Source organism: Streptomyces sp. NPDC102451 (genome assembly GCF_044765485.1).
GTDB lineage: Bacteria > Actinomycetota > Actinomycetes > Streptomycetales > Streptomycetaceae > Streptomyces.
The window spans coordinates 88264-107755 of the sequence record NZ_JBIWKD010000016.1 but is presented as its reverse complement, the minus strand read 5'-3'; the positions used below and the strand labels follow the sequence as shown (position 1 = coordinate 107755).

At 72.4% G+C, this 19492-nt stretch carries 17 protein-coding genes; 10 read left to right on the top strand and 7 right to left on the bottom strand.

Going from position 1 to position 19492, the window contains the following annotated elements; translation table 11 throughout:
- Positions 1-642 precede the first annotated feature (642 nt).
- The 5 genes from ACIRD8_RS29090 to ACIRD8_RS29070 are packed head-to-tail and all read left to right on the top strand — an operon-like array spanning position 643 to position 6091.
- Positions 643-3492, top strand: coding sequence for a nitrate- and nitrite sensing domain-containing protein (locus ACIRD8_RS29090; RefSeq protein WP_403997835.1), 2850 nt, complete (start codon positions 643-645; stop codon positions 3490-3492).
- A complete protein-coding gene (locus tag ACIRD8_RS29085; protein WP_403997832.1) occupies positions 3489-3926 on the top strand; it encodes a roadblock/LC7 domain-containing protein in 438 nt (145 codons plus the stop codon). The genes ACIRD8_RS29090 and ACIRD8_RS29085 overlap by 4 nt, the downstream gene beginning before the upstream one ends.
- A complete protein-coding gene (locus tag ACIRD8_RS29080) occupies positions 3923-4336 on the top strand; it encodes a DUF742 domain-containing protein (protein WP_403997829.1) in 414 nt (137 codons plus the stop codon). The genes ACIRD8_RS29085 and ACIRD8_RS29080 overlap by 4 nt, the downstream gene beginning before the upstream one ends.
- A gap of 6 nt (positions 4337-4342) precedes the next feature.
- On the top strand, positions 4343-4912 hold the full coding sequence (locus ACIRD8_RS29075; RefSeq protein ID WP_403997826.1) for a GTP-binding protein: 570 nt from the start codon (positions 4343-4345) through the stop codon (positions 4910-4912).
- A 45-nt stretch (positions 4913-4957) separates the two neighbouring features.
- Complete coding sequence (locus tag ACIRD8_RS29070; RefSeq protein WP_403997823.1) at positions 4958-6091, top strand: FAD-dependent monooxygenase; 1134 nt, start codon at positions 4958-4960, stop codon at positions 6089-6091.
- A gap of 57 nt (positions 6092-6148) precedes the next feature.
- Here ACIRD8_RS29070 and ACIRD8_RS29065 read toward each other — a convergent pair whose 3' ends face one another.
- Together ACIRD8_RS29065 and ACIRD8_RS29060 are read right to left on the bottom strand one after the other, a co-directional pair.
- Complete coding sequence (locus ACIRD8_RS29065) at positions 6149-6550, bottom strand: RidA family protein (protein ID WP_403997820.1); 402 nt, start codon at positions 6548-6550, stop codon at positions 6149-6151.
- On the bottom strand, positions 6547-7680 hold the full coding sequence (locus ACIRD8_RS29060) for an acyl-CoA dehydrogenase family protein (protein ID WP_403997817.1): 1134 nt from the start codon (positions 7678-7680) through the stop codon (positions 6547-6549). The genes ACIRD8_RS29065 and ACIRD8_RS29060 overlap by 4 nt, the downstream gene beginning before the upstream one ends.
- 173 nt (positions 7681-7853) lie before the next feature.
- Between ACIRD8_RS29060 and ACIRD8_RS29055 the strand changes: the two genes are divergently transcribed.
- From ACIRD8_RS29055 to ACIRD8_RS29040, 4 genes are read left to right on the top strand one after another with little or no spacing between them, the layout of a single operon-like run.
- The gene (locus tag ACIRD8_RS29055; RefSeq protein WP_403997814.1) at positions 7854-9473 is read left to right on the top strand and encodes an AMP-binding protein; all 1620 of its coding nucleotides are present in this window, start codon (positions 7854-7856) and stop codon (positions 9471-9473) included.
- Positions 9474-9477: 4 nt separating this feature from the next.
- Entirely contained in the window at positions 9478-10293 is an 816-nt protein-coding gene (locus ACIRD8_RS29050; RefSeq protein WP_403997811.1) for a PaaX family transcriptional regulator C-terminal domain-containing protein, read from the top strand.
- 54 nt (positions 10294-10347) lie between these two features.
- Positions 10348-11169, top strand: coding sequence for a GNAT family N-acetyltransferase (locus ACIRD8_RS29045; RefSeq protein WP_403997808.1), 822 nt, complete (start codon positions 10348-10350; stop codon positions 11167-11169).
- Positions 11166-11624: a hypothetical protein gene (locus ACIRD8_RS29040; protein ID WP_403997805.1), complete on the top strand. Its 459-nt coding sequence runs from the start codon at positions 11166-11168 to the stop codon at positions 11622-11624. Before ACIRD8_RS29045 ends, ACIRD8_RS29040 begins: the two co-directional genes overlap by 4 nt.
- Here ACIRD8_RS29040 and ACIRD8_RS29035 read toward each other — a convergent pair.
- Positions 11611-13896 (bottom strand): bifunctional salicylyl-CoA 5-hydroxylase/oxidoreductase, encoded by a 2286-nt coding sequence (locus tag ACIRD8_RS29035; RefSeq protein ID WP_403997802.1) that lies wholly within the window; start codon positions 13894-13896, stop codon positions 11611-11613. The two genes, ACIRD8_RS29040 and ACIRD8_RS29035, sit on opposite strands and share 14 nt — an antisense overlap.
- Before the next feature lie 4 nt (positions 13897-13900).
- A complete protein-coding gene (locus ACIRD8_RS29030; RefSeq protein ID WP_403997799.1) occupies positions 13901-14728 on the bottom strand; it encodes an enoyl-CoA hydratase family protein in 828 nt (275 codons plus the stop codon).
- Positions 14729-15011: 283 nt separating this feature from the next.
- Here ACIRD8_RS29030 and ACIRD8_RS29025 point away from each other — a divergent pair, with 283 nt between their 5' ends.
- Positions 15012-15473: an ATP-binding protein gene (locus tag ACIRD8_RS29025; RefSeq protein WP_403998051.1), complete on the top strand. Its 462-nt coding sequence runs from the start codon at positions 15012-15014 to the stop codon at positions 15471-15473.
- Here the strand turns inward: ACIRD8_RS29025 and ACIRD8_RS29020 are convergent.
- From ACIRD8_RS29020 to ACIRD8_RS29010, 3 genes are all read right to left on the bottom strand, one after another.
- On the bottom strand, positions 15421-16899 hold the full coding sequence (locus tag ACIRD8_RS29020) for an amino acid permease (RefSeq protein WP_403997796.1): 1479 nt from the start codon (positions 16897-16899) through the stop codon (positions 15421-15423). The genes ACIRD8_RS29025 and ACIRD8_RS29020 overlap by 53 nt on opposite strands.
- Before the next feature lie 221 nt (positions 16900-17120).
- The gene (gene argF, locus ACIRD8_RS29015; RefSeq protein ID WP_403997793.1) at positions 17121-18137 is read right to left on the bottom strand and encodes an ornithine carbamoyltransferase; all 1017 of its coding nucleotides are present in this window, start codon (positions 18135-18137) and stop codon (positions 17121-17123) included.
- 98 nt (positions 18138-18235) lie between these two features.
- Positions 18236-19468, bottom strand: a complete 1233-nt coding sequence (locus ACIRD8_RS29010) for an arginine deiminase (protein WP_403997791.1) — start codon at positions 19466-19468, stop codon at positions 18236-18238.
- Positions 19469-19492: the final 24 nt, after the last annotated feature.

Genomic DNA, 19492 nt, shown 5'->3' with positions numbered 1-19492 from the left:
GGTTCACCCGTCCGGCGCGCCGCGCGGCGCCCGGCCCGCTGCTTACGGTCGGCGTCGGCGGTGGTCGGTCCTCGTCCCGCTGTGCTCACAGGACGGCGCCTGCCCTGTTCGTCCACGGTCACACGGCATGACGTGCGGCCGTTCCGGCACGGCCGCCCCCGCTCCCCTCCCCGGCCGGAGCACCCGGTCGGCGTCCAGGGCCAGATGCGCGGGTTCGTCGGGGACCTCGTCGGGCATCCCCCGCACCCGCCCGGTGATGCGCAGATGACCGGGCGCGTCGTCACACACCGTGAGGCCGTCGCCCTCGGGCGACCTGTTCACGGTGTGCGGGAACGCTCCGCCGGCCACGCCCGTCGCCTCCCTGTGTGCCGCCGAACGTATACGTGCACCTTCAGCCTCGCTCCGGAGCTCCCGTGCCGCTACCTGGGCACGACGGGCATCTCCGACACTTCGACGGGATGAGGTGTGCATGGCGTGCGCATCGCGTGTTGCACATGTGAGGCCACTTTTTCTTCTCTTTTGCACTGTGGCTAATATCCATGTGTCCAAGTTCTCAACGTATTTGACCAGTCACCGGCTGGCATCATCGTCAAGGAGCATCCCCTGCGCACGCGCGCGTCACGGCGGACCGACTCGGCACCCATGTCGTTGCGGACGGCCCTTCTCGTACTGGCGATCGTCCCCGGAGTCGCACTGGCAGCCCTGTGGGCCGTGACCAGTGGTCAGACCTTCCTGGACTTCCAACGCCAGGCAGCCCAGGGACTCTTGGCCGAGAAGGCAGGCCAACCGTCCAACATCGTGTACTACAACCTGCAGGAGGAGCGCCGGCTCAGCGCGGAGGCGCTGGCCCGCCCCGGTGACTCCCGTACGGCGCTGAAGCAGCAGCGCACGCTCACCGACGAGGCGGTCACGGCCTTCGAGACCCTCTCGGACGTGGACGCGGACGAGGCACCCGAAGAGGTGCTGGACGCGGTCGGCAGGGCCCGGGCGGCCATCGACCAGCTGCCGGCCCAGCGCGCCCTCGTCGACGAGGGCGACAGCGACCGGCAGAAGGTCGTCTACGGCTACTACACCGACCTGATCGCCGTGGACCTGGAGCTGTTCTCGGCCCTCAGCCATGTGGACAACGGCGAGGTGACCACCCTGAGCCAGCCGCTCGTGGACCTGTTCTGGACCAAGGAGATGATCTCCCGCTCGGACGCGATCCTGGCCCGTGGCTGGCCCTCCGGCGAACTCGGCACGGAAGACCTCCAGGAGCTCCGGAGCGCCGTCTCCGGTCAGTCGTTCCAGGCCGGGACGAAGGTGGTCCCCTATCTCCCCGACGACGACCTGGACCGGTGGCAGGAGCTGACCGCGAGCTCCGCCTGGAAGGCCAAGACGAAGGTCGAGGAGCAGATCCTGCGTCCCGCTCCGGCCGACCGGACCGGCTCCGTCGCGCTGAAGGCCGACGAGAAGACCTGGCGCAAGGCCATGGACGGTGTGACCCCGCAGCTCGTCGAGCTGCTGGAGAAGCGCACCGACGCGGTCATGGTGACCGGCAAGGACACGGTCATGTCCCTGCTCCTCAAGATGGTCCTCACCTCGGTGATCGGCCTGCTCGCGGTCGTCGCCGTCGTCTGGACCACCTGGCGCCTCACCCGTAACCTGCGGCGGCGCATCTCCGGTCTCCAGGAACGGGCCGAGGAGCTGGAGAAGGCCCTGCCGGACGTCGTCGAACGGCTGGCCGAGGGGGAGAAGATCGATGTCGAGGCCGAGGCCCGCGCGATCGACGAACCGGGTGAGGGCGGCGACGAGCTCACCCGGCTCGGCGGCGCGCTCAACCAGGCCCGCACCAGCGCCCTGCAGGCCGCCGTCCGGCAGGCGGACCAGCACCGCGGATTCGAGCGGCTGCTCCAGCGCATCGCGCGCCGTACCCAGCAGCTGATCGGCCAGCAGCTCAAGAAGCTGGACGAGCTGGAGCGCAAGCACGAGGACCCCGAGGTGCTCGACGGCCTCTTCGACCTCGACCACCTGACGGCCCGTCTGCGCCGGTACGAGGAGAACCTCGTGATCCTCGCGGGCGGCTCGCCGCACCGGCGCTGGCGCAAGCCCGTACCGCTGCTGGACGTCATGCGTTCCGCCCAGGGCGAGGTGCAGGACTACCGCCGGGTGGTGCTGGACCTCGACGGTGCCCCGTGGCTGGCGGAGCGGGCCGTCGGCCCGGTCTCCCACGTCCTCGCGGAGCTGATCGAGAACGCGCTGACCTTCTCCCGGCCGCCGAGCCCCGTCGAGGTCCGCGCGGCGAAGGTGAGCCGGGGCCTGGCCATCGAGGTCGAGGACCGCGGTCTGGGCATGGACGAGGACCAGCTCGACGAGGCCAACGAACTGATGAGCCGTCCGCCCCGGATGGACGTGCTCGCCCACGCGGAGGACATCCGGCTCGGCCTCTACGTGATCGCCCGCCTCGCGGACCAGCACGGGCTGAGGGTCGAGTTCCGGCCCTCCGCCTTCGGTGGCACCCGCGTGGTCGTCCTGGTCCCGGACGAGCTGACCGTCCCCGAGCCCGGCACCGGCCCCGTCGGCGTACCCTCCGCCGCCCCGGTGCCGGAGACGGCCGCCGTGCCCGCGGCTCCGGGCGCGCTGCCGACCCGGGTGCAGGGGCGGGCCATGGCCGGGGTCACGGCCCTGTCCGGCCGCACCGCCAGGTCACGGCCCGCCGGGGAGGAACCGCCCGCCCCGGAGCAGCCGTACGCCGGAGCCGGGGAACCCTTCCCGGTGCCCGGACAGCCCTTCCCGCCGGACGGGCAGCACTTCCCGCCGGACGGACAGCCCCACACCCCGGGCGACGCCCCGTATCCCGGCGCGGACCAGCCGTACACCACCGGCGACGCGTCGTACCGGGATCCCGGACAGCCGTACGCCGACGAGCCGTACGCCGGGGGCTCGTACCCCGAGCCCGGACAGCCGCCGTACGCCGGGGCCGACGGCCCGTACACCGGCGCCGAACAGCCCTACCCGGGCCAGGAGCAGCCGTACATGACGGCCGCCGGCCAGTACCCCGTACCCGGTCATGCGTACGCGGATCCGGCCGAGGACCCGTATCCGGTGCCCGAGCCGTCCTACCCGCAGCAGTATCCGGCCGGGGACGGCGCCGCCGGCCCGCACGCCCACGGCGGGCCCGTACGCCCCGGGCCGCAGGCCCTTCCGGCCCAGGCCCTCCCCGCCGCCCCGGCCGGGCAGCCGGCCGCGGTGCCGGCGGGCGGGGAGCCCCCGCTCCCCCGCCGCGTCCGCCAGGCCAGCCTGGTGGACGAGCTCCGGGTGGACCCTGCCGCCCGGACGGCCACGCCCAAGCCCCCGAGCTGGGACGAGAACCCGCTGCTCCGCCCCGTCCCCCGGCGGGCGGGTGCCGCGATCGGGGCATTCCAGCGGCGCTCGCGCGCGGCACGTGCGGCGGAGGAGCCGCCGGGCCCCGCCCCCGCCGCACCCTCCCCTACGAGAGAAGAACGGTCATGACACGCACAACGGCCACCCTCCAGGATCTGGACTGGCTGCTCGACGGTCTGGTGGACTCGGTCGCCGAGACACTGAACGCCGTGCTGCTGTCCGACGACGGACTGGTGGTGAGCCACTCCCGCACCATCGAGCGCGCGGACGCCGAGCGCCTGGCCGCGATATGCACGGGCCAGCAGAGTCTCGCCCGTGGGGTCGGCCAGCTGTTCGACGGCGGTTCGGTCCACCAGGTGATCGTCGAGCTGGCGGACCTCTGGCTCTTCATCATCGCCGCGGGCCAGGGCACCCACCTCGCCGTCGTCGCCTCCCAGGAGGTGGACGCCGAGGTGATGTCGCTGGCGATGCACAACCTGGTGCAGCAGGTCGGCCAGAAGCTCACCGCACCGGTCCGCGGCGACTTCGACGCCTTCGGCACCGGCGACGGGCAGCGGGTGTGACCTCCTACCGGTACGAGGAGGACGAGGAGGAGACCGAGGACGGCGCGGGCACCATGGTGCGCCCCTACACGATCACCCGTGGCCGGACCGCCCCCGAACGGGACGACTTCAGCCTCATCACCGTGCTCACGACCGCGGAACAGGCGGTGGACCAGCACGGGACCCCCCTGCGAGCGGGCCGGCTCCAGCCCGAGCACCGCATGATCCTGGAGCGCTGCCGCCGGCCGGCGGCGGTCGCCGAGGTCTCCGCCGGGCTCGATCTGCCGGTCTCGGTGACCAAGATCCTGCTGGCCGATCTGGTCGCCCAGGGCCTGCTGCTGGCCCGCGCCCCCCTGATGGTGGCGCGGGCGTCCGGCGGGGCCGACATGGGCCTGCTCGCCGCCGTACGAGACGGACTCCGGAGACTCTGAACCGATATGACAACCAGTCCGACGGCGCCCTCCGCCGTCAAGATCCTCATAGCCGGTGGCTTCGGCGTCGGAAAGACCACCCTGGTGGGCGCCGTCAGCGAGGTGACGCCCCTGCGCACCGAGGAGTACCTCACCCAGGCGAGCGTCGGCGTCGACAGCCTCGCCGGTGTGGACCGGAAGAACACCACCACCGTGGCCCTGGACTTCGGCCGCATCACGGTCAGCCCGGAGCTGGTGGTCTACCTCTTCGGCACACCCGGCCAGGAACGCTTCTGGTTCATGTGGAACGACCTGGTCAACGGCGCGCTCGGCGGCGTCGTGATCGCCGACACCCGCCGGCTCGAGACGAGTTTCGCCTCGATCGACTTCTTCGAGAGCAGGGACATCCCCTTCGTGGTGGCGATCAACTGCTTCCACGGGCACAACACCCGTACCACCGAGGAGATCAGGGCCGCCCTGGACCTGGATCCGCACGTCCCGCTGCTGGTCGGGGACGTCCGGGAGCGGTCCTTCGGCCGCGATGTGCTGCTCGCCCTGGTCGACCACCTGATGAGCCTGCCCGCGGCCGTCGGCTGACGGCCGCCCTTTTCCCCTCCTGCCTTCCCCCTGGAGAGATCCGATATGACAACACCCCTGCGTGTACTGGTACATGGCGGCGGCATCGGCGGGCTCACCCTCGCCGTCGCGCTCGCCCGGAGCGGGCACACGGTCGAGGTCGTCGAGCTCCGTGACGAGCTGGACGCACTCGGCGTCGGCATCATCCAGCCGTCGAACGCCCTGCACGTCATGCGTGAGATCGGTGTGCTCGACGCGTGCACCGCGGCCGGCTACCCGTGGGAGGTGCTGACCATATGTGACCCGACCGGCGCCACGCTCGCCAAGATCCCGCAGCCCCAGCTGGACGGCGCGCCCTCCGCCAACGGCATCCCGCGCCCCGAGCTGGCCAGGATCCTCGCCGAGGCGGTCACCGCCGCCGGCGTCCCGATCCGCTTCGGTACCACGATCAGCGACCTGAGCGACGACGGCTCGGGGGTGGACGTGACCCTGTCCGACGGTTCGTCGGCCCGCTGGGACCTGGTCGTCGGTTTCGACGGCATCGGCTCGCCGCTGCGCACGCTCCTCCACGGTGACCGGTTCACCCCCGAGTACACCGGCTTCGCGAACTGGCGGGTCACCGTGCCCCGGCTGCCCGAGGTCCAGGGCGTCGTGATCAGCGTGGGCAGGTCGTCCACCAAGGCGCTGCTCACCCCGATCACCGAGGACTCGATGTATCTGGCCGCGGTCACCGCCGAGGAGCCGGGCTTCCGCGCGGACCCCGCGACGGCGCACGAGCAGCTGAGGGAGCGCCTCGCCGCGTTCGGCGGCCCCGTCGCCCAGGCACTGGCCGGCGTCACCGGTCCGGAGGGGATCGTGTACTCGCGCATCTCCCAGATCACGGTGGACGAGCCCTGGCACGTCGGCCGGGTCGTCCTCGCCGGTGACGCCGCGCACGCGAGCACCCCGAACCTCGCGCAGGGTGCGGCGATGGCGGTCGAGGACGCGCTGGTCCTGGCCCGGTCGCTGGACGCGGAGGACGAGGTCGCGGCGGCGCTCACCGCGTGGGAGGACCGCCGTCGTCCCCGTGCGATGTTCGTGCAGAACCTCTCGCGCGCGCTCCTGAAGGAGGAGACGGGCGGCGCGACGACGCCGGAGGAGGACGAGCTCCTGAAGATCGGCATGCCGGGCGCCGCCCATGTGCTGGTCAAGCCGTACTGACCGGCGTCGCGAAGTGACGGGGGCGGTGCGGCGGGCCGCACCGCCCCTGGTTCCTTCTCAGTCCAGCACGGCGATGCCGTCGATCTCGACCATCGCCTGCTCGTCCCAGAGCCGGGCCGCTCCGATGACGGCCATCGCCGGGTACTCACGCCCCGCCAGCCGCCGCCAGATCCGGCCCAGTTCGGGTGCGTGGGCGCGGTAGTCCGCCACATCGGTGGCGTAGACGGTGACCCTGGCCAGGGCGGACGGGGCGCCGCCCGCCGCGCGCAGGGCGGTGAGCAGATTCCCCAGGGCCGTCTCGAATTGTTCCGGCAGGGTGGCGCCGACGACCTTCCCGTCGCCGTCGAGCGCCGTCTGGCCGGCCAGGAAGACCAGCCGGCCTCCGGTGGCGGTGACGGCGTGCGAGAAGCCGGTGGGCGGGGCGAGTTCGGCGGGGTTGATCCGGGTGATCGGATTCATGCGGGCGTCTCCTGGGTGGCGTACAGCTCCTTGGCGATGATGGTGCGCTGTACCTCGGTGGCGCCCTCGTAGATCCGGGGCGCGCGGACCTCCCGGTAGAGGTGTTCGAGCAGATGGCCCCGGCGCAGCGCGCGGGCGCCGTGCAGCTGGACGGCCGCGTCGACGACGTACTGCGCGGTCTCGGTGGCGTACAGCTTGGCCATGGCGGCGCGCCGGGGCACGCCCGGCTCGCCCGCGTCGTGGGCGGCGGCCGCCGCGTAGACGAGGAGGCGGGCGGCCTCGGTGCGGGTGGCCATCTCGGCGACCTGGTGCGACACCGCCTGCAGGTCCTTGAGCGGGGCCCCGAAGGCGGTGCGGTCCGCCGTGTGCTCCAGGGTGGCGTCGAGCGCGGCGCGCGCCATGCCCACGGCGAACGCGCCGACGCTGGGCCGGAAGAGGTTGAGGGTGTCCATGGCGACCCGGAACCCGCGGCCGGGCTCGCCGAGCACATCGTCGGCGGTCACCGGTACGCCGTCGAAGTCCAGCGCCCCGATGGGGTGCGGGGAGAGCATGTCCAGGGGCGTCCCGGTGAGCCCGGGGCGGTCGGCGGGGACGAGGAACGCGGTGACGCCACGGGCTCCGGCGCCCTCGCCCGTCCGGGCGAAGACGGTGTAGAAGTCGGCCTCGGGGGCGTTGGAGATCCAGCACTTCTCGCCGGTGAGCCGCCAGCCGGCCCCGTCCGGGGCGGGCCGTGCGGCGAGGGCGAGGGCCGCCGCGTCGGATCCGGCGCCCGGCTCGCTGAGCGCGAAGGCGGCGACGGCGCGGCCGGCGCGCACCTCGGGGAGCCATCGTGCGCGCTGGGCCTCGGTGCCCGCGCTGCGGACCGGACCGGCTCCGAGGCCCTGGAGTGCGAGCGCGGTCTCCGCCTCGGTGCAGCCGCGCGCCAGCGACTCGCGCAGCAGACAGAGGTCGAGCGCGCCCGAGCCGAGGAGCCGGTCGAGGAGCCCCAGCCCGCCGAGGGCCGCGACGAGCGGGCGGTTGACGTGGCCGGGCTCGCCCTTCTCCGCGAGGGGGCGCAGCTCGTCGCGGGCGAGGGTGTACAGCTCGTCGCACCAGGCGGTTCGACCGGGATCGAGGGAGAATGCCGTCATACCGGCGCCTCTCTTGTCACGACTTATCGCGGACCGTTGACTACCGTCACCCAAACGATACGCTCCAAGGGCGACCAGGGTCTTCCGTTCGGAGCACGCGAGCCCCGCCTGATCCGGACGAGAGGCCCTGGGGTCCTTCGTCTGGATCAGGCTGGATCAGGGAGCGATGCTTCATGAAGCCGTCAGGTACCGCGAGCGCGCACACCGACACCTTCGCGCGCGACCACCTCCCACCCGCCGAGGACTGGCCGGAGCTGGTCTTCGACCTCCCCGAACTGGCCTACCCGGACCGGCTGAACTGCGGGTACGAGCTGCTCGACCGCACCGCCGCCCGCTTCGGCCCCGGCCGCCCCGCCTTCCGTACCGCCGACGGATCCGTCTGGAGCTACGGCGAGCTGCGGGACCGGGTGGACCGGATCGCGCAGGTCCTGACGCACGATCTGGGCGTCGTCCCCGGCAACCGGGTGCTGCTGCGCGGTCCCACCACGCCCTGGCTCGCGGCCTGCTGGCTCGCCGTGATGAAGGCCGGCGCGGTCGCCGTGACGGTGCTGGACCGGCAGCGCGCCCCGGAGCTCGCCACCATCTGTTCCCTCGCCCGCGTCGGCCACGCCCTGTGCGACGTCAGATCGGTCGACGACCTGGCCGCGGCACAGGTGCCCGGACTGAGCGTCACGGCGTACGGGGGCGACTCCCCCGACGATCTGACCGCGCTCGCGGCGGCCCGGCCGGGGCCCTTCCGGGCGGTGGACACCGCCGCCGACGACATCGCGCTCATCGCCTTCACCTCGGGCACCACCGGACGCCCCAAGGGCTGTATGCACGGCCACCGCGATGTACTGGCCGTGGCCGACACGTTCGCCCGCCACGTCCTGCGGCCGGGCCCCGACGACGTGTTCACCGGCAGCCCTCCGCTCGGCTTCACCTTCGGACTCGGCGGGCTGGTCATCTTCCCCCTGCGGGCCGGTGCCTCCGCCCTGCTGCTCGAACAGGCGGGCCCCAAGCAGCTGCTGCCGGCACTCGCCGCCCACCGCGTCTCCGTCCTGTTCACCGCGCCGACCGCGTACCGCGTGATGCTCGACGCGCTCGACGGCCACGACCTGTCCGCGCTGCGCCGCTGCGTCTCGGCCGGGGAGAACCTCCCCGCCGCGACCTGGCGGTCCTGGTACGAGCGGACGGGGCTGCGCATCATCAACGGCATCGGGGCCACCGAGCTGCTGCACATCTTCATCTCCGCCGCCGACGGGGCGATCCGTCCCGGCACCACCGGTGTTCCCGTGCCCGGCTGGCAGGCGCGCGTGGTGGACGAGGACGGCGAGGAGCTGCCCGACGGCGAACCCGGTCTGCTGGCCGTGCGCGGGCCTGTCGGCTGCCGGTATCTCGCCGACGAACGCCAGCGGGTGTACGTACGCCACGGCTGGAACATCACCGGCGACACGTACATCCGTGAACCCGACGGCTACTTCCGCTACGTCGCCCGCGCCGACGACATGATCATCTCCGCCGGGTACAACATCGCCGGCCCCGAGGTCGAGGAGGCGCTCCTGCGCCACCCCGACGTCGCCGAGGCGGCGGTGGTGGGCCGGGCGGACGAACTGCGCGGGCAGATCGTGGCCGCGTACGTCGTGCCACGCGAGGGTGCGCCGCTGTCGGACGACGCTCTGCGGACGCACATGAAGGCCGAGCTGGCACCGCACAAGTGCCCGCGCGCCTTCGTGTTCCTGCCCGAGCTCCCGAGGACCGCGACGGGAAAGCTCCAGCGCTTCCTGCTGCGTGACACCGCCCCTCTAGAGTGATCACGTGGCCGAGCACACTCCCCGTTCCCTGATCGTCAGCCTCTACGGCGCCTACGGCCGTCGCCCCGGCAACGCGCCGCTGGCCGTGTCCGAGCTGATCCGGCTGCTGCACGCGGTCGGTGTCGACGCCCCGTCGGTGCGCTCCTCCGTCTCCCGCCTCAAGCGCCGCGGGCTGCTCACCCCCGCCCGTACCGCGGACGGGGCCGCCGGATACGCCCTGTCGGCGGACGCCCGCCAGCTGCTGGACGACGGCGACCGGCGGATCTACCGGGGCCCCGCGCCCCTGCCCGGGGACGGCTGGGTGCTCGCCGTCTTCTCCGTACCGGAGGCCGAGCGCCACAAGCGCCACCTGCTGCGCTCCCGTCTCGGCCGGCTCGGCTTCGGCACGGCGGCGCCCGGGGTGTGGATCGCACCCGCCGGGCTGTACGAGGAGACGCGGCACACGCTGGAGCGCCTCGGACTCGCCCCGTACGTCGACCTGTTCCGCGGGGAGCACCTCGGGTTCGCCGCCACGGGGGAGGCGGTGGCGCGCTGGTGGGACCTGGACGCGATCGCCCGGCTCCACCTCGATTTCCTGGAGCAGCAGGAACCGGTCCTGCGGTCCTGGGAGGCACGCGAGGGCGCGCCCGGTCCGGAGGAGGCCTACCGGGACTACCTCCGCGCGCTGGACTCCTGGCGGCAGCTCCCGTACGCGGACCCGGGGCTGCCCGGGGAGCTGCTGCCGAAGGACTGGCCGGGCGGGCGCTCGGCGGAGGTGTTCGGGCTGCTGCACGGCCGACTGCGGGACGCGGGAGCCCTGTTCGTCGGGGAGGGCTCCTGATCCTCCTGCCGAAATCGGGATGACCCGGGGCCGTGCGACCCGACAGGATGAAGCATGACCTGGACCTTCACCGATGACGTCGGGCGCTTCCTGGACGCGGCGGGAGCGTCCCTGGCCGCCCGGCCCGCCGAGAACACCCTGCTGCTGACCGTGACCGCCACCCTGCGGGAGAGCGGGCCGCACGCCTACGGTGCGGAGCCGCCGGTGCTGGGCTGGTGGCGTGGGGCGGACGGCGAGGTGGCCGGTGCGCTGGTGCGGACACCGCCCTTCGTGCCGATCCTGGGCACGGTGGATCCGGAGGCGCTCGGCCCGCTGGTGGACGCGCTGGCGCTGCCCGGTGTCAACGCGGACCGCGACACCGCCCGGGCCCTGGCGGCCCGCTGGCCGCGCCACCGGGTCGACGAGGAGCACCGGCTGTACCGGCTGGGCACGTTGGTGCCGCCCTCCCCCGCTCCTGCGGGTGTGCCCCGGACCGCGACCGCCGCCGACCGGGAGCTGCTGGTCGGCTGGATCCGCGCGTTCGGCGGGGAGACCGGCCAGTCGGGCGACCGGGCTGAGCGGATCGTCGACGAGCGTACGGCGCACGGCGGGTTCACGCTCTGGGAGGCGGACGGAGTTCCCGTGTCGATGGCGGGCGTCTCGCGCAGGATCGCGGGGACGGTACGGGTGTCGGCCGTCTACACCCCGCCGGAGCACCGGGCCCGGGGTTACGCGGCGGCGGTGACGGCGGAGGTCAGCCGGGTGGCACGGGAGGAGGGTGCCCGGGAGGTGCTGCTCTTCACCGACCTCGCGAACCCGACGAGCAACGGCGTGTACCGGCGCGTCGGTTACGAGGCCGTCTCCGACCGTCTGCTGATCACCGCGGAGCCCGGGTGACGGCCGGGGGCGGGGGGACACCGGACGGGCAGGTGTGGCTGATCGCCGCGAACGTCGTGCGGTGGCGGCGCTACGGGGAGGGCGGCCAGGAGCTGCGTCCCGGTACCAAGTCCTACCGGGGCGGCTCCAAGGTGTACGTGGTGGAGACCTACGCGGGGACGGGCCATGAGCAGCTGACCACGATCGGGCGCGGACGCCACACCGGCACGTACATCACGATCGACATACCGACGCGCAATCTGCACACCTTCCGGGCCGTGCCGGTCCACAGCCCGACCGTGCTGCGGCTGTGCGAGGAGGCGGGCACGGGCGGCCGCCGGCCGGGCCGCCAGGACGCGGAGGAGCTCGCCGCGCTCCTCGGCCGGCTGTCCGTCGAGTACCGCACCTCGCACTGGGCCATGCCGCATCCCTGCCCGTGCCGCTGCCACGAGTGTCTGACGCTCAGTCGAGCGTGAGCCGGGGCCTGGGGCCGTCGGTGCGGCCCGTCGGCGGGGTCCGGCTGCCCGCGCCGTACGGGAGCGGCCAGGAGACGCCCGGCCCCGTGTAGCCCTGCTCGGCCGCCGCGTGCAGGGTCCAGTGCGGGTCGTACAGATGGGGGCGGGCCAGGGCGCAGAGAACGGCCCGGCCGGCGAGCAGCAGCGAGTTGACGTCGTCCCAGGAGGAGATGGCGCCCACCGCGATGACGGGCACGTCCAGGGCGTTGCGGATCCGGTCGGCGTACGGGGTCTGGTAGGAGCGGCCGTACTCGGGGCGTTCCTCCGGGACGACCTGGCCGGTGGAGACGTCGATTGCGTCCGCGCCGTGGGCGGCGAAGGCGCGGGCGGTCGCCACGGCGTCCTCGTCGCTCGTACCGCCCTGGGCCCAGTCCGTGGCGGAGATGCGTACGGTCATCGGCCGGTCGTCGGGCCAGACGGCGCGGACCGCGTCGAAGACCTCCAGGGGGAAGCGGAGCCGGTTCTCCAGGGGGCCGCCGTAGGCGTCGGTGCGGAGGTTGGTCAGCGGGGAAAGAAAGCCGGAGAGCAGATAGCCGTGGGCGCAGTGCAGTTCGAGGAGGTCGAATCCGCAGCGGGCTGCCCGCCGGGCCGCCTCGGTGAACCGGTCCCTGACCGTGTCCATCCCGGCGCGGTCCAGCGCCTGCGGGATCTGGTTGACGCCTTGCGCGTACGGGAGGGGTGAGGCGGCGCTGACCGGCCAGTTGCCCTCCTCCAGCGGCTGGTCGATCCCCTCCCACATCAGCCGGGTGGAGCCCTTGCGGCCGGAGTGGCCCAGCTGGACGCCGATCGCGGCGCCGGGGGCGGCGTCGTGGACGAAGCGCGTGATCCGGCTCCAGGCGTCGGCCTGGCCGTCGGTCCACAGGCCGGCGCAGCCGGGCGTGATGCGGCCCTCGGGGCTGACGCAGACCATCTCGGTCATGACGAGACCGGCGCCGCCGAGCGCACGGGCGCCGAGGTGCACGAGGTGGAAGTCGCCGGGTGTCCCGTCGACGGCGGAGTACATGTCCATGGGCGAGACGACGACGCGGTTACGGAGTTCGAGGCCGCGCAGCCGCAGCGGGGTGAACATCGGCGGGGTGCCCGGCGGGCAGCCGAACTCCGCCTCGACCGCGTCCGTGAAGCCGGGGTCGCGCAGCCGCAGGTTGTCGTGGGTGACGCGGCGGCTGCGGGTGAGGAGGTTGAAGGCGAACCGCAGGGGCGGCTGGTCCACGTACTGCGGGAGTTCCTCGAACCAGCGCAGGCTGGCCGCGGCGGCGCGCTGGGTGGACAGGACGACGGGGCGGCGCTCGGCCTCGTACGCGGCGAGGGCGGTGGGCAGGTCCGGCTGTTCCTCGACGCAGGCGGCGAGGGCGAGGGCGTCCTCGACGGCGAGCTTGGTTCCGGAGCCGATGGAGAAGTGGGCGGTGTGGGCGGCGTCCCCGATGAGGACCGTGTTGCCGTGCGACCAGTGCGCGTTGCTGACGGTGGCGAAGGTGAGCCAGGCGGACCTGTTGGAGCGCAGCGGCCGGCCGCCGAGGGCCTCGGCGAAGACCTTGGCGCAGTGTTCGGCCGACCGGGCGGTGTCACAGGTGTCGAGGCCGGCGGCCCGCCAGACCTCTTCGCGCATCTCGACGATGACGGTGGAGGCATCGGCGGAGTAGGGATAGGCGTGCAGCTGCATCACGCCGTACTCGGTCTCGGCGATCTCGAAGCGGAAGGCGTCGAACGCGAAGTCGGCGGCGAGCCAGATGTAGCGGTTGCGGTGGCCGGTGACCGTGGGGCGGAAGTGACGGGCATGGGCCTCGCGGGTGGCGCTGTGCACCCCGTCGGCGGCGATGACCAGGTCGTGGTGTGCGGCCAGCTCGGCGGCGGGCGGCGCCCCGGTCCGGAAGCGGAGCCGTACGCCGAGGGACGCGCAGCGCTCGTGCAGGATCCGCAGCAGCGTACGGCGGCCCAGCGCGGCGAAGCCGTGGCCGTCGGAGGTCAGGGTGGTGCCCCGGTGCACGACGTCGATGGTGTCCCAGCGGACGAACGCGTCACTCAGTGCGCGGTACACGACGGGGTCGGCGTGCTCGATGCCGCCGAGCGTCTCGTCGGAGAGGACCACACCGAAGCCGAAGGTGTCGTCGGGGGCGTTGCGCTCCCACACGGTGATCTCGCGGCCCGGGTCCAGCCGCTTCAGGAGGGCGGCGGCGTAGAGCCCGCCGGGTCCGCCGCCGATGACCGCGATGCGCTCCGTGCCGGTGGGGGGCATCGCGCTACCTGCCCCGCCACTTCGGGGGCCGCTTCTCGGTGAAGGCGGCGTGGAACTCGGCGTAGTCCTCGCCGTGCATCAGGAGGGCCTGGGTGGCGGCGTCCATCTCCACCGAGGCGGCGAGCGGCATGTCGAGCTCGGCGGTGAGCAGCGCCTTCGTCTGGGCGAGGGCCAGGGCGGGGCCGTCGGCGAGTCTCCTGGCCAGAGCGGCGGCGCGGGTGCCGGTCTCTCCCTCGCCGGTCAGCTCGCTGATCAGCCCGATGCGCTCGGCCTCGGGGGCGCGGACGGGTTCGCCGAGCATGAGGATCCGGGTGGCGTGGCCGAGGCCGACGACGCGGGGCAGGAGGTAGGCGGCGCCCATGTCGCCGCCGGACAGGCCGACGGCGGTGAAGAGGAAGGCGAAGCGGGCGGACGGGGCGGCGACCCGGAAGTCGGCGGCCAGGGCGAGGACCGCGCCCGCGCCCGCGGCCACTCCGTGGACGGCGGCGACGACGGGGAAGGGGCACTCCCGCAGGGCGCGGACGACCTGGCCGGTCATCCGGTTGAAGTCCAGGAGCTGGGCGGTGTCCATGGCGAGGGTGGCGCCGATGATCTCGTCGACATCACCTCCCGAGCAGAAACCGCGCCCCTCGCCGGCGAGCACGAGGGCCCGCACGGAGCGTTCGCGGGAGAGCTCGGCGAGGAGGTCGCGCAGGTCGGCGTAGGCGCCGAAGGTGAGCGCGTTGAGCTTCTCGGGGCGGGCGAGCGTCACGGTCGCCACGCCGTCGTCCGTCGTCAGGCGCAGATGCTTCCAGCGCTCCGTGCGCGGGGCGGAGCCGGTGAACGGGCTCATGGGAGGGTCCCCTCCAGCCGTCGGGCCGATGCTGATGCGCTTCGAAGCTATCACTCATCTGTGACTTCCGTCATGAGTACGCGATAGTCGCCACTGTGGCGAACGTCCCTTTTGCACCGGTCGGCCGCCTCTATGTCTGCGGCGTCGTGCTTCGTATGGTGGGACCCAGGAAGTCCTGGTACAGACCCCGTACCCTCCGGTGCCGGAGGACGCCGTCCCGGAGACAGCAGCCCCGGAACGGAGGTCCCGCCGGATGTCCCGCTCCCGAACGGAAACCCCCGACGTGCCTCCCGACGTCCCCGCGCCGCCCCCGGCCCGCTCCTGGCGCATCGCCCTGCCGCACTCCACGGCCGCCGTGCCGATCGCCCGCGCCCTCATCCGTACGGCGCTGGCGGACCTCGACGCGCCCGCGGACAGCGACACCGCCGAGCTGCTGACCGCCGAGCTGGTCGCCAACGCCGTGGAGCACACCGACGGCTCGGGGCCCATCGAGCTGGTGGTCGAGCTCCTGGCGTCCGGCTGCCAGGTGGAGGTCCACGACCACGACCCGGGGCCGCCCGGCGACCTCTCCCGTCTGCTGCCCGGCAGTACACCGGACCCGTGGCAGGAGCACGGCCGGGGGCTGATCCTGATCCGCGCCCTCAGCTCCGCCTGCGGTCACCGCCCCACCGAGCACGGCAAGGCGGTCTGGTTCACCCTGCCGCCGGGCCCGAGGCCGCCCGGTCCTGCGGCTCCCCGGGACTGACGAGCCGGGAGCGGCTGCGGCTGTATCCCGCGTACACCAGGGCTCCCACCGCCAGGAAGACCATGAACTGCAGCCAGGTCGTCCAGCCCGTCCCGTACATCAGGTACAGACAGAAGCCGACGCCCAGGATCGGGCTGACGGGGTAGAGCGGCACCCGGAAGGAACGCTTCAGCTCGGGGTTGCGGCGGCGCAGCGTGATGACCGCGATGTTGACCACCGCCATGGTGGCGAGCGTGCCGATGGTCGTCAGGTTCACGACGACGTCGAGGGACGAGAACGCGGCGGGGACGGCGAAGACGACCGCCACGATCCAGGTGTTGGCGACCGGCGTACGGGTCTTGGGCGACACCCGCTCGAAGACCCGGGGGATCAGTCCGTCGCGGGACATCGACATCAGGATCCGCGTCTGGCCGTACATCACCGCGAGGACGACGGAGGCGATGGCGACGACCGCGCCGAAGGCGATGATCCCTCCGCCGACACTCGACTCGGTGACCTTGTCCACGACCAGCGAGAGCGCGGCCGGCTTGTCGCCCACGGCGTCCGCGCCCAGCGCGCCGATGGCGCCGAGGGCGACCGCGCAGTAGAGCAGGGTGACCAGGCCGATGCAGATCATGATCGCGATCGGAATGTTCCGGCGGGGGTTCCTGACCTCTTCCCCGGCGGTGGTGATGGCGTCGAAGCCGATGTACGAGAAGAACGCCACCGATGCCCCGGCGGTGATCCCGGCCATGCCCTGGGGGGCGAACGGCGAGAGGTGCCCGTCCTGGAACGCGGTGAACGCGATCGCGCAGAACGCGATGAGGATGCCGATCTTCAGCACCGCCATCGCCGCGGTGGCGCCCGCGCTCTCCCTGATGCCGCGCACCAGCAGGGTGGCCGCCATCATGACCACGACGACCGCCGGCAGGTTGACCACGCCGCCGTCGCCGGGACCGGAGGAGAGCGCCGCCGGGAGGTTCCAGCCGATGAGGCTGTCCAGCAGCTCGTTGACGTACTGGCTCCAGCCGACCGCCACGGCGGAGACCGAGACGCCGTACTCCAGCAGCAGGCACCAGCCGACGAGGAACGCGACCCGTTCCCCGAGCGTGGCGTAGGCGAAGGAGTAGGAGCTGCCGGAGACCGGGATGGCGCCACCGAGCTCGGCGAAGGAGAAGGCGGTGAAGATGCAGGTGACGGCGGCCAGGACGAACGAGACCACCACGGCGGGGCCCGCCTCGGCGACGCTGTCGGACAGCCCGACGAAGATCCCGGTGCCGACGATCGCCCCGACGCCGAAGCACACGAGCTGGAACAGCCCCATGGTGCGGCGCAGGCCGTGGCCCTCCAGGTCGGCTCCGGACTCGGCGAGCAGCAGATCGGGGCTCTTGATGCGGGCCCCGGTCCGGCGCGGGGGGCTCTGCGGGGTGGGGGAAGCGGGACTCATGGGGGGACGGGTCTCTTCTCTGGCGGTGCGGGGGACCGAGCCTGTGGGGTGGGCTCGCACCTGGCGGTGCGCTCCGGGCCGGGCGTACGAAGGCCTCGCGCGTGAGGGCATCGCGCTCCGGGCCGGGCACATGAAAAGGGGCTCGGGCGTGCGAGCCCGAACCCCACCAAGTAGCACCATCGTAGCCACTTGCACGCATGTTCACCCAATCGGGTGCATGTTCATGCGGGCTGCGCGCCGTCTGCCAGCGTCGCGACCAGCACTGCCTTGATCGTGTGCATCCGGTTCTCGGCCTCGTCGAAGACGACCGAGTGCGCGGACTCGAAGACCTCGTCGGTGACCTCCAGCTCGGTCAGGCCGTGGCGCTCGTTCACCTCCCGGGCCACCTTCGTACCGAGGTCGTGGTAGGCGGGGAGGCAGTGCATGAACTTCACGTCGTCGTTGCCCGTGGCGCGCAGGACGTCCATGGTCACGGAGTACGGCGCGAGGGCGGAGATGCGCTCGTCCCAGACCTCCTTGGGCTCCCCCATGGAGACCCAGACGTCGGTGACGACGAAGTCGGCGCCCCGGACACCTTCCGTGACCTCCTCGGTGAGGGTGATCCGCGCACCGCTGGACTCCGCGAGCTCGTGGGCCCGGTCCACGACCTCCTGCACCGGCCAGTAGGCGGTGGGCGCGACGATCCGGACGTCCATACCGAGCAGGGCTCCGGTGATCAGGTAGGAGTTGCCCATGTTGAATCGGGCGTCGCCCAGGTAGGCGAAGGTGATCTCCTCCAGGGGCTTCGCGCTGTGCTCGGTCATCGTGAGGACGTCGGCGAGCATCTGGGTGGGGTGCCAGTCATCGGTGAGCCCGTTGAAGACGGGAACGCCGCCGTACGCCGCGAGCTCCTCGACGGCCTGCTGGCTGTCACCCCGGTACTCGATGCCGTCGAACATCCGGCCGAGCACCCGGGCGGTGTCCCTCACCGACTCCTTGTGCCCCATCTGGGAGCCGGAGGGGTCGAGGTACGTCGTGGACGCACCCTGGTCGGCGGCGGCCACCTCGAACGCGCAGCGGGTGCGCGTCGAGGTCTTCTCGAAGATCAGCGCGATGTTCTTCCCGCACAGCCGCCGCACCTCACCGCCCGCCTTCTTGGCGGCCTTCAGCTCGGCGGACAGAGCGATCAGGCCGCGGAACTCCTCGGCCGTGAAGTCCAGCTCCTTGAGGAAATGGCGGCCTGTGAGGTCTATGGCCATGGTGACTGCTCCTGGGTCGGGCTGAGGGCGTACGGACGCTTATCCTGGAAGTCTATACGAGGCACCGTATTGCTATACAGGAGCCGTCCGGGCCCGTCTCACACGGGGTCACGCACCACGGGGCAGCTCATGCAGCGGGGACCGCCCCGGCCCCGGCCGAGCTCACTGCCCCGGATCTCGATGACCTCGATGCCCTCCTTGCGCAGATAGGTGTTGGTGGTGGCGTTGCGCTCGTACGCGACGACGACCCCGGGCTCCACGGCCAGCACGTTGCAGCCGTCGTCCCACTGCTCCCGCTCGGCGGCGTGCACGTCCTGGGTGGCGGTGAGGACCCGGATCGTGTCGAGGCCGAGCGCGGCGGAGATCGCCCGGTGCATGTGCTCGGGCGGGTGGTCGGTGACCCTCAGCTCACGCGGGCCGAGGCCGGGCTCGATCGTGTAGGAGCGCAGCATGCCGAGTCCGGCGTACTTGGTGAACGTGTCCCCGTCGACCATCGTCATCACCGTGTCCAGGTGCATGAACGCGCGGCGCTTGGGCATGTCGAGCGCCACGATCGTCCGGGCGGACCCGGCGTCGAAGAGCCCCCTGGCCAGCATCTCCACGGCCTGGGGGGTGGTGCGTTCACTCATCCCGATCAGGACGGCGCCCCGGCCGATGACGAGGACGTCGCCGCCCTCGATGGTGGACGGATAGTCGTCCTGGCCCTCCGACCAGTGGTGGAAGACACCCGCCTCGGGGCCGGTGAAGAGGGGGTGGTGCCGGTAGATCGCCTCGAAGTGCACGGTCTCGCGCTGTCTCGCCGGCCAGCGCATCGCGTTGATGGACACCCCGTCGTAGATCCAGGCGGAGGTGTCGCGGGTGAAGATGTGGTTGGGCAGGGGGCTGAGCAGGAAGTCGTCCAGGTCCATGACGTGGAAGCGGACCGAGGTCGGCTCGCTGTGCCGTTCCAGGAACTCCCGCTTCGTCATCCCCCCGACCAGGGCCTCGGCCAGCTCGGCGGCGGGCAGCTCCTCGAAGGCGGCGCGCAGATGCTCGGTGGCGAGCGGGCCGTACTCCTTCTCCGCGAAGACCCGGTCGAGGACGAGCCGCCTCGCCACCGGGATGTCGAGGGACTCCCGCAGCAGGTCGCCGAAGAGGTGCACCTCCACGCCCCGGTCACGCAGCACGTCGGCGAAGCCGTCGTGCTCCTCCCTGGCACGGCGCACCCACAGCACGTCGTCGAAGAGGAGCGCGTCCTTGTTGCTGGGGGTGAGCCGCTTCAGCTCCAGATCGGGGCGGTGCAGGATGACGCGGCGCAGCCGCCCGGCCTCGGAATCGACATGGAATCCCATGCCCTCATCCTCACCGCGCGGGGC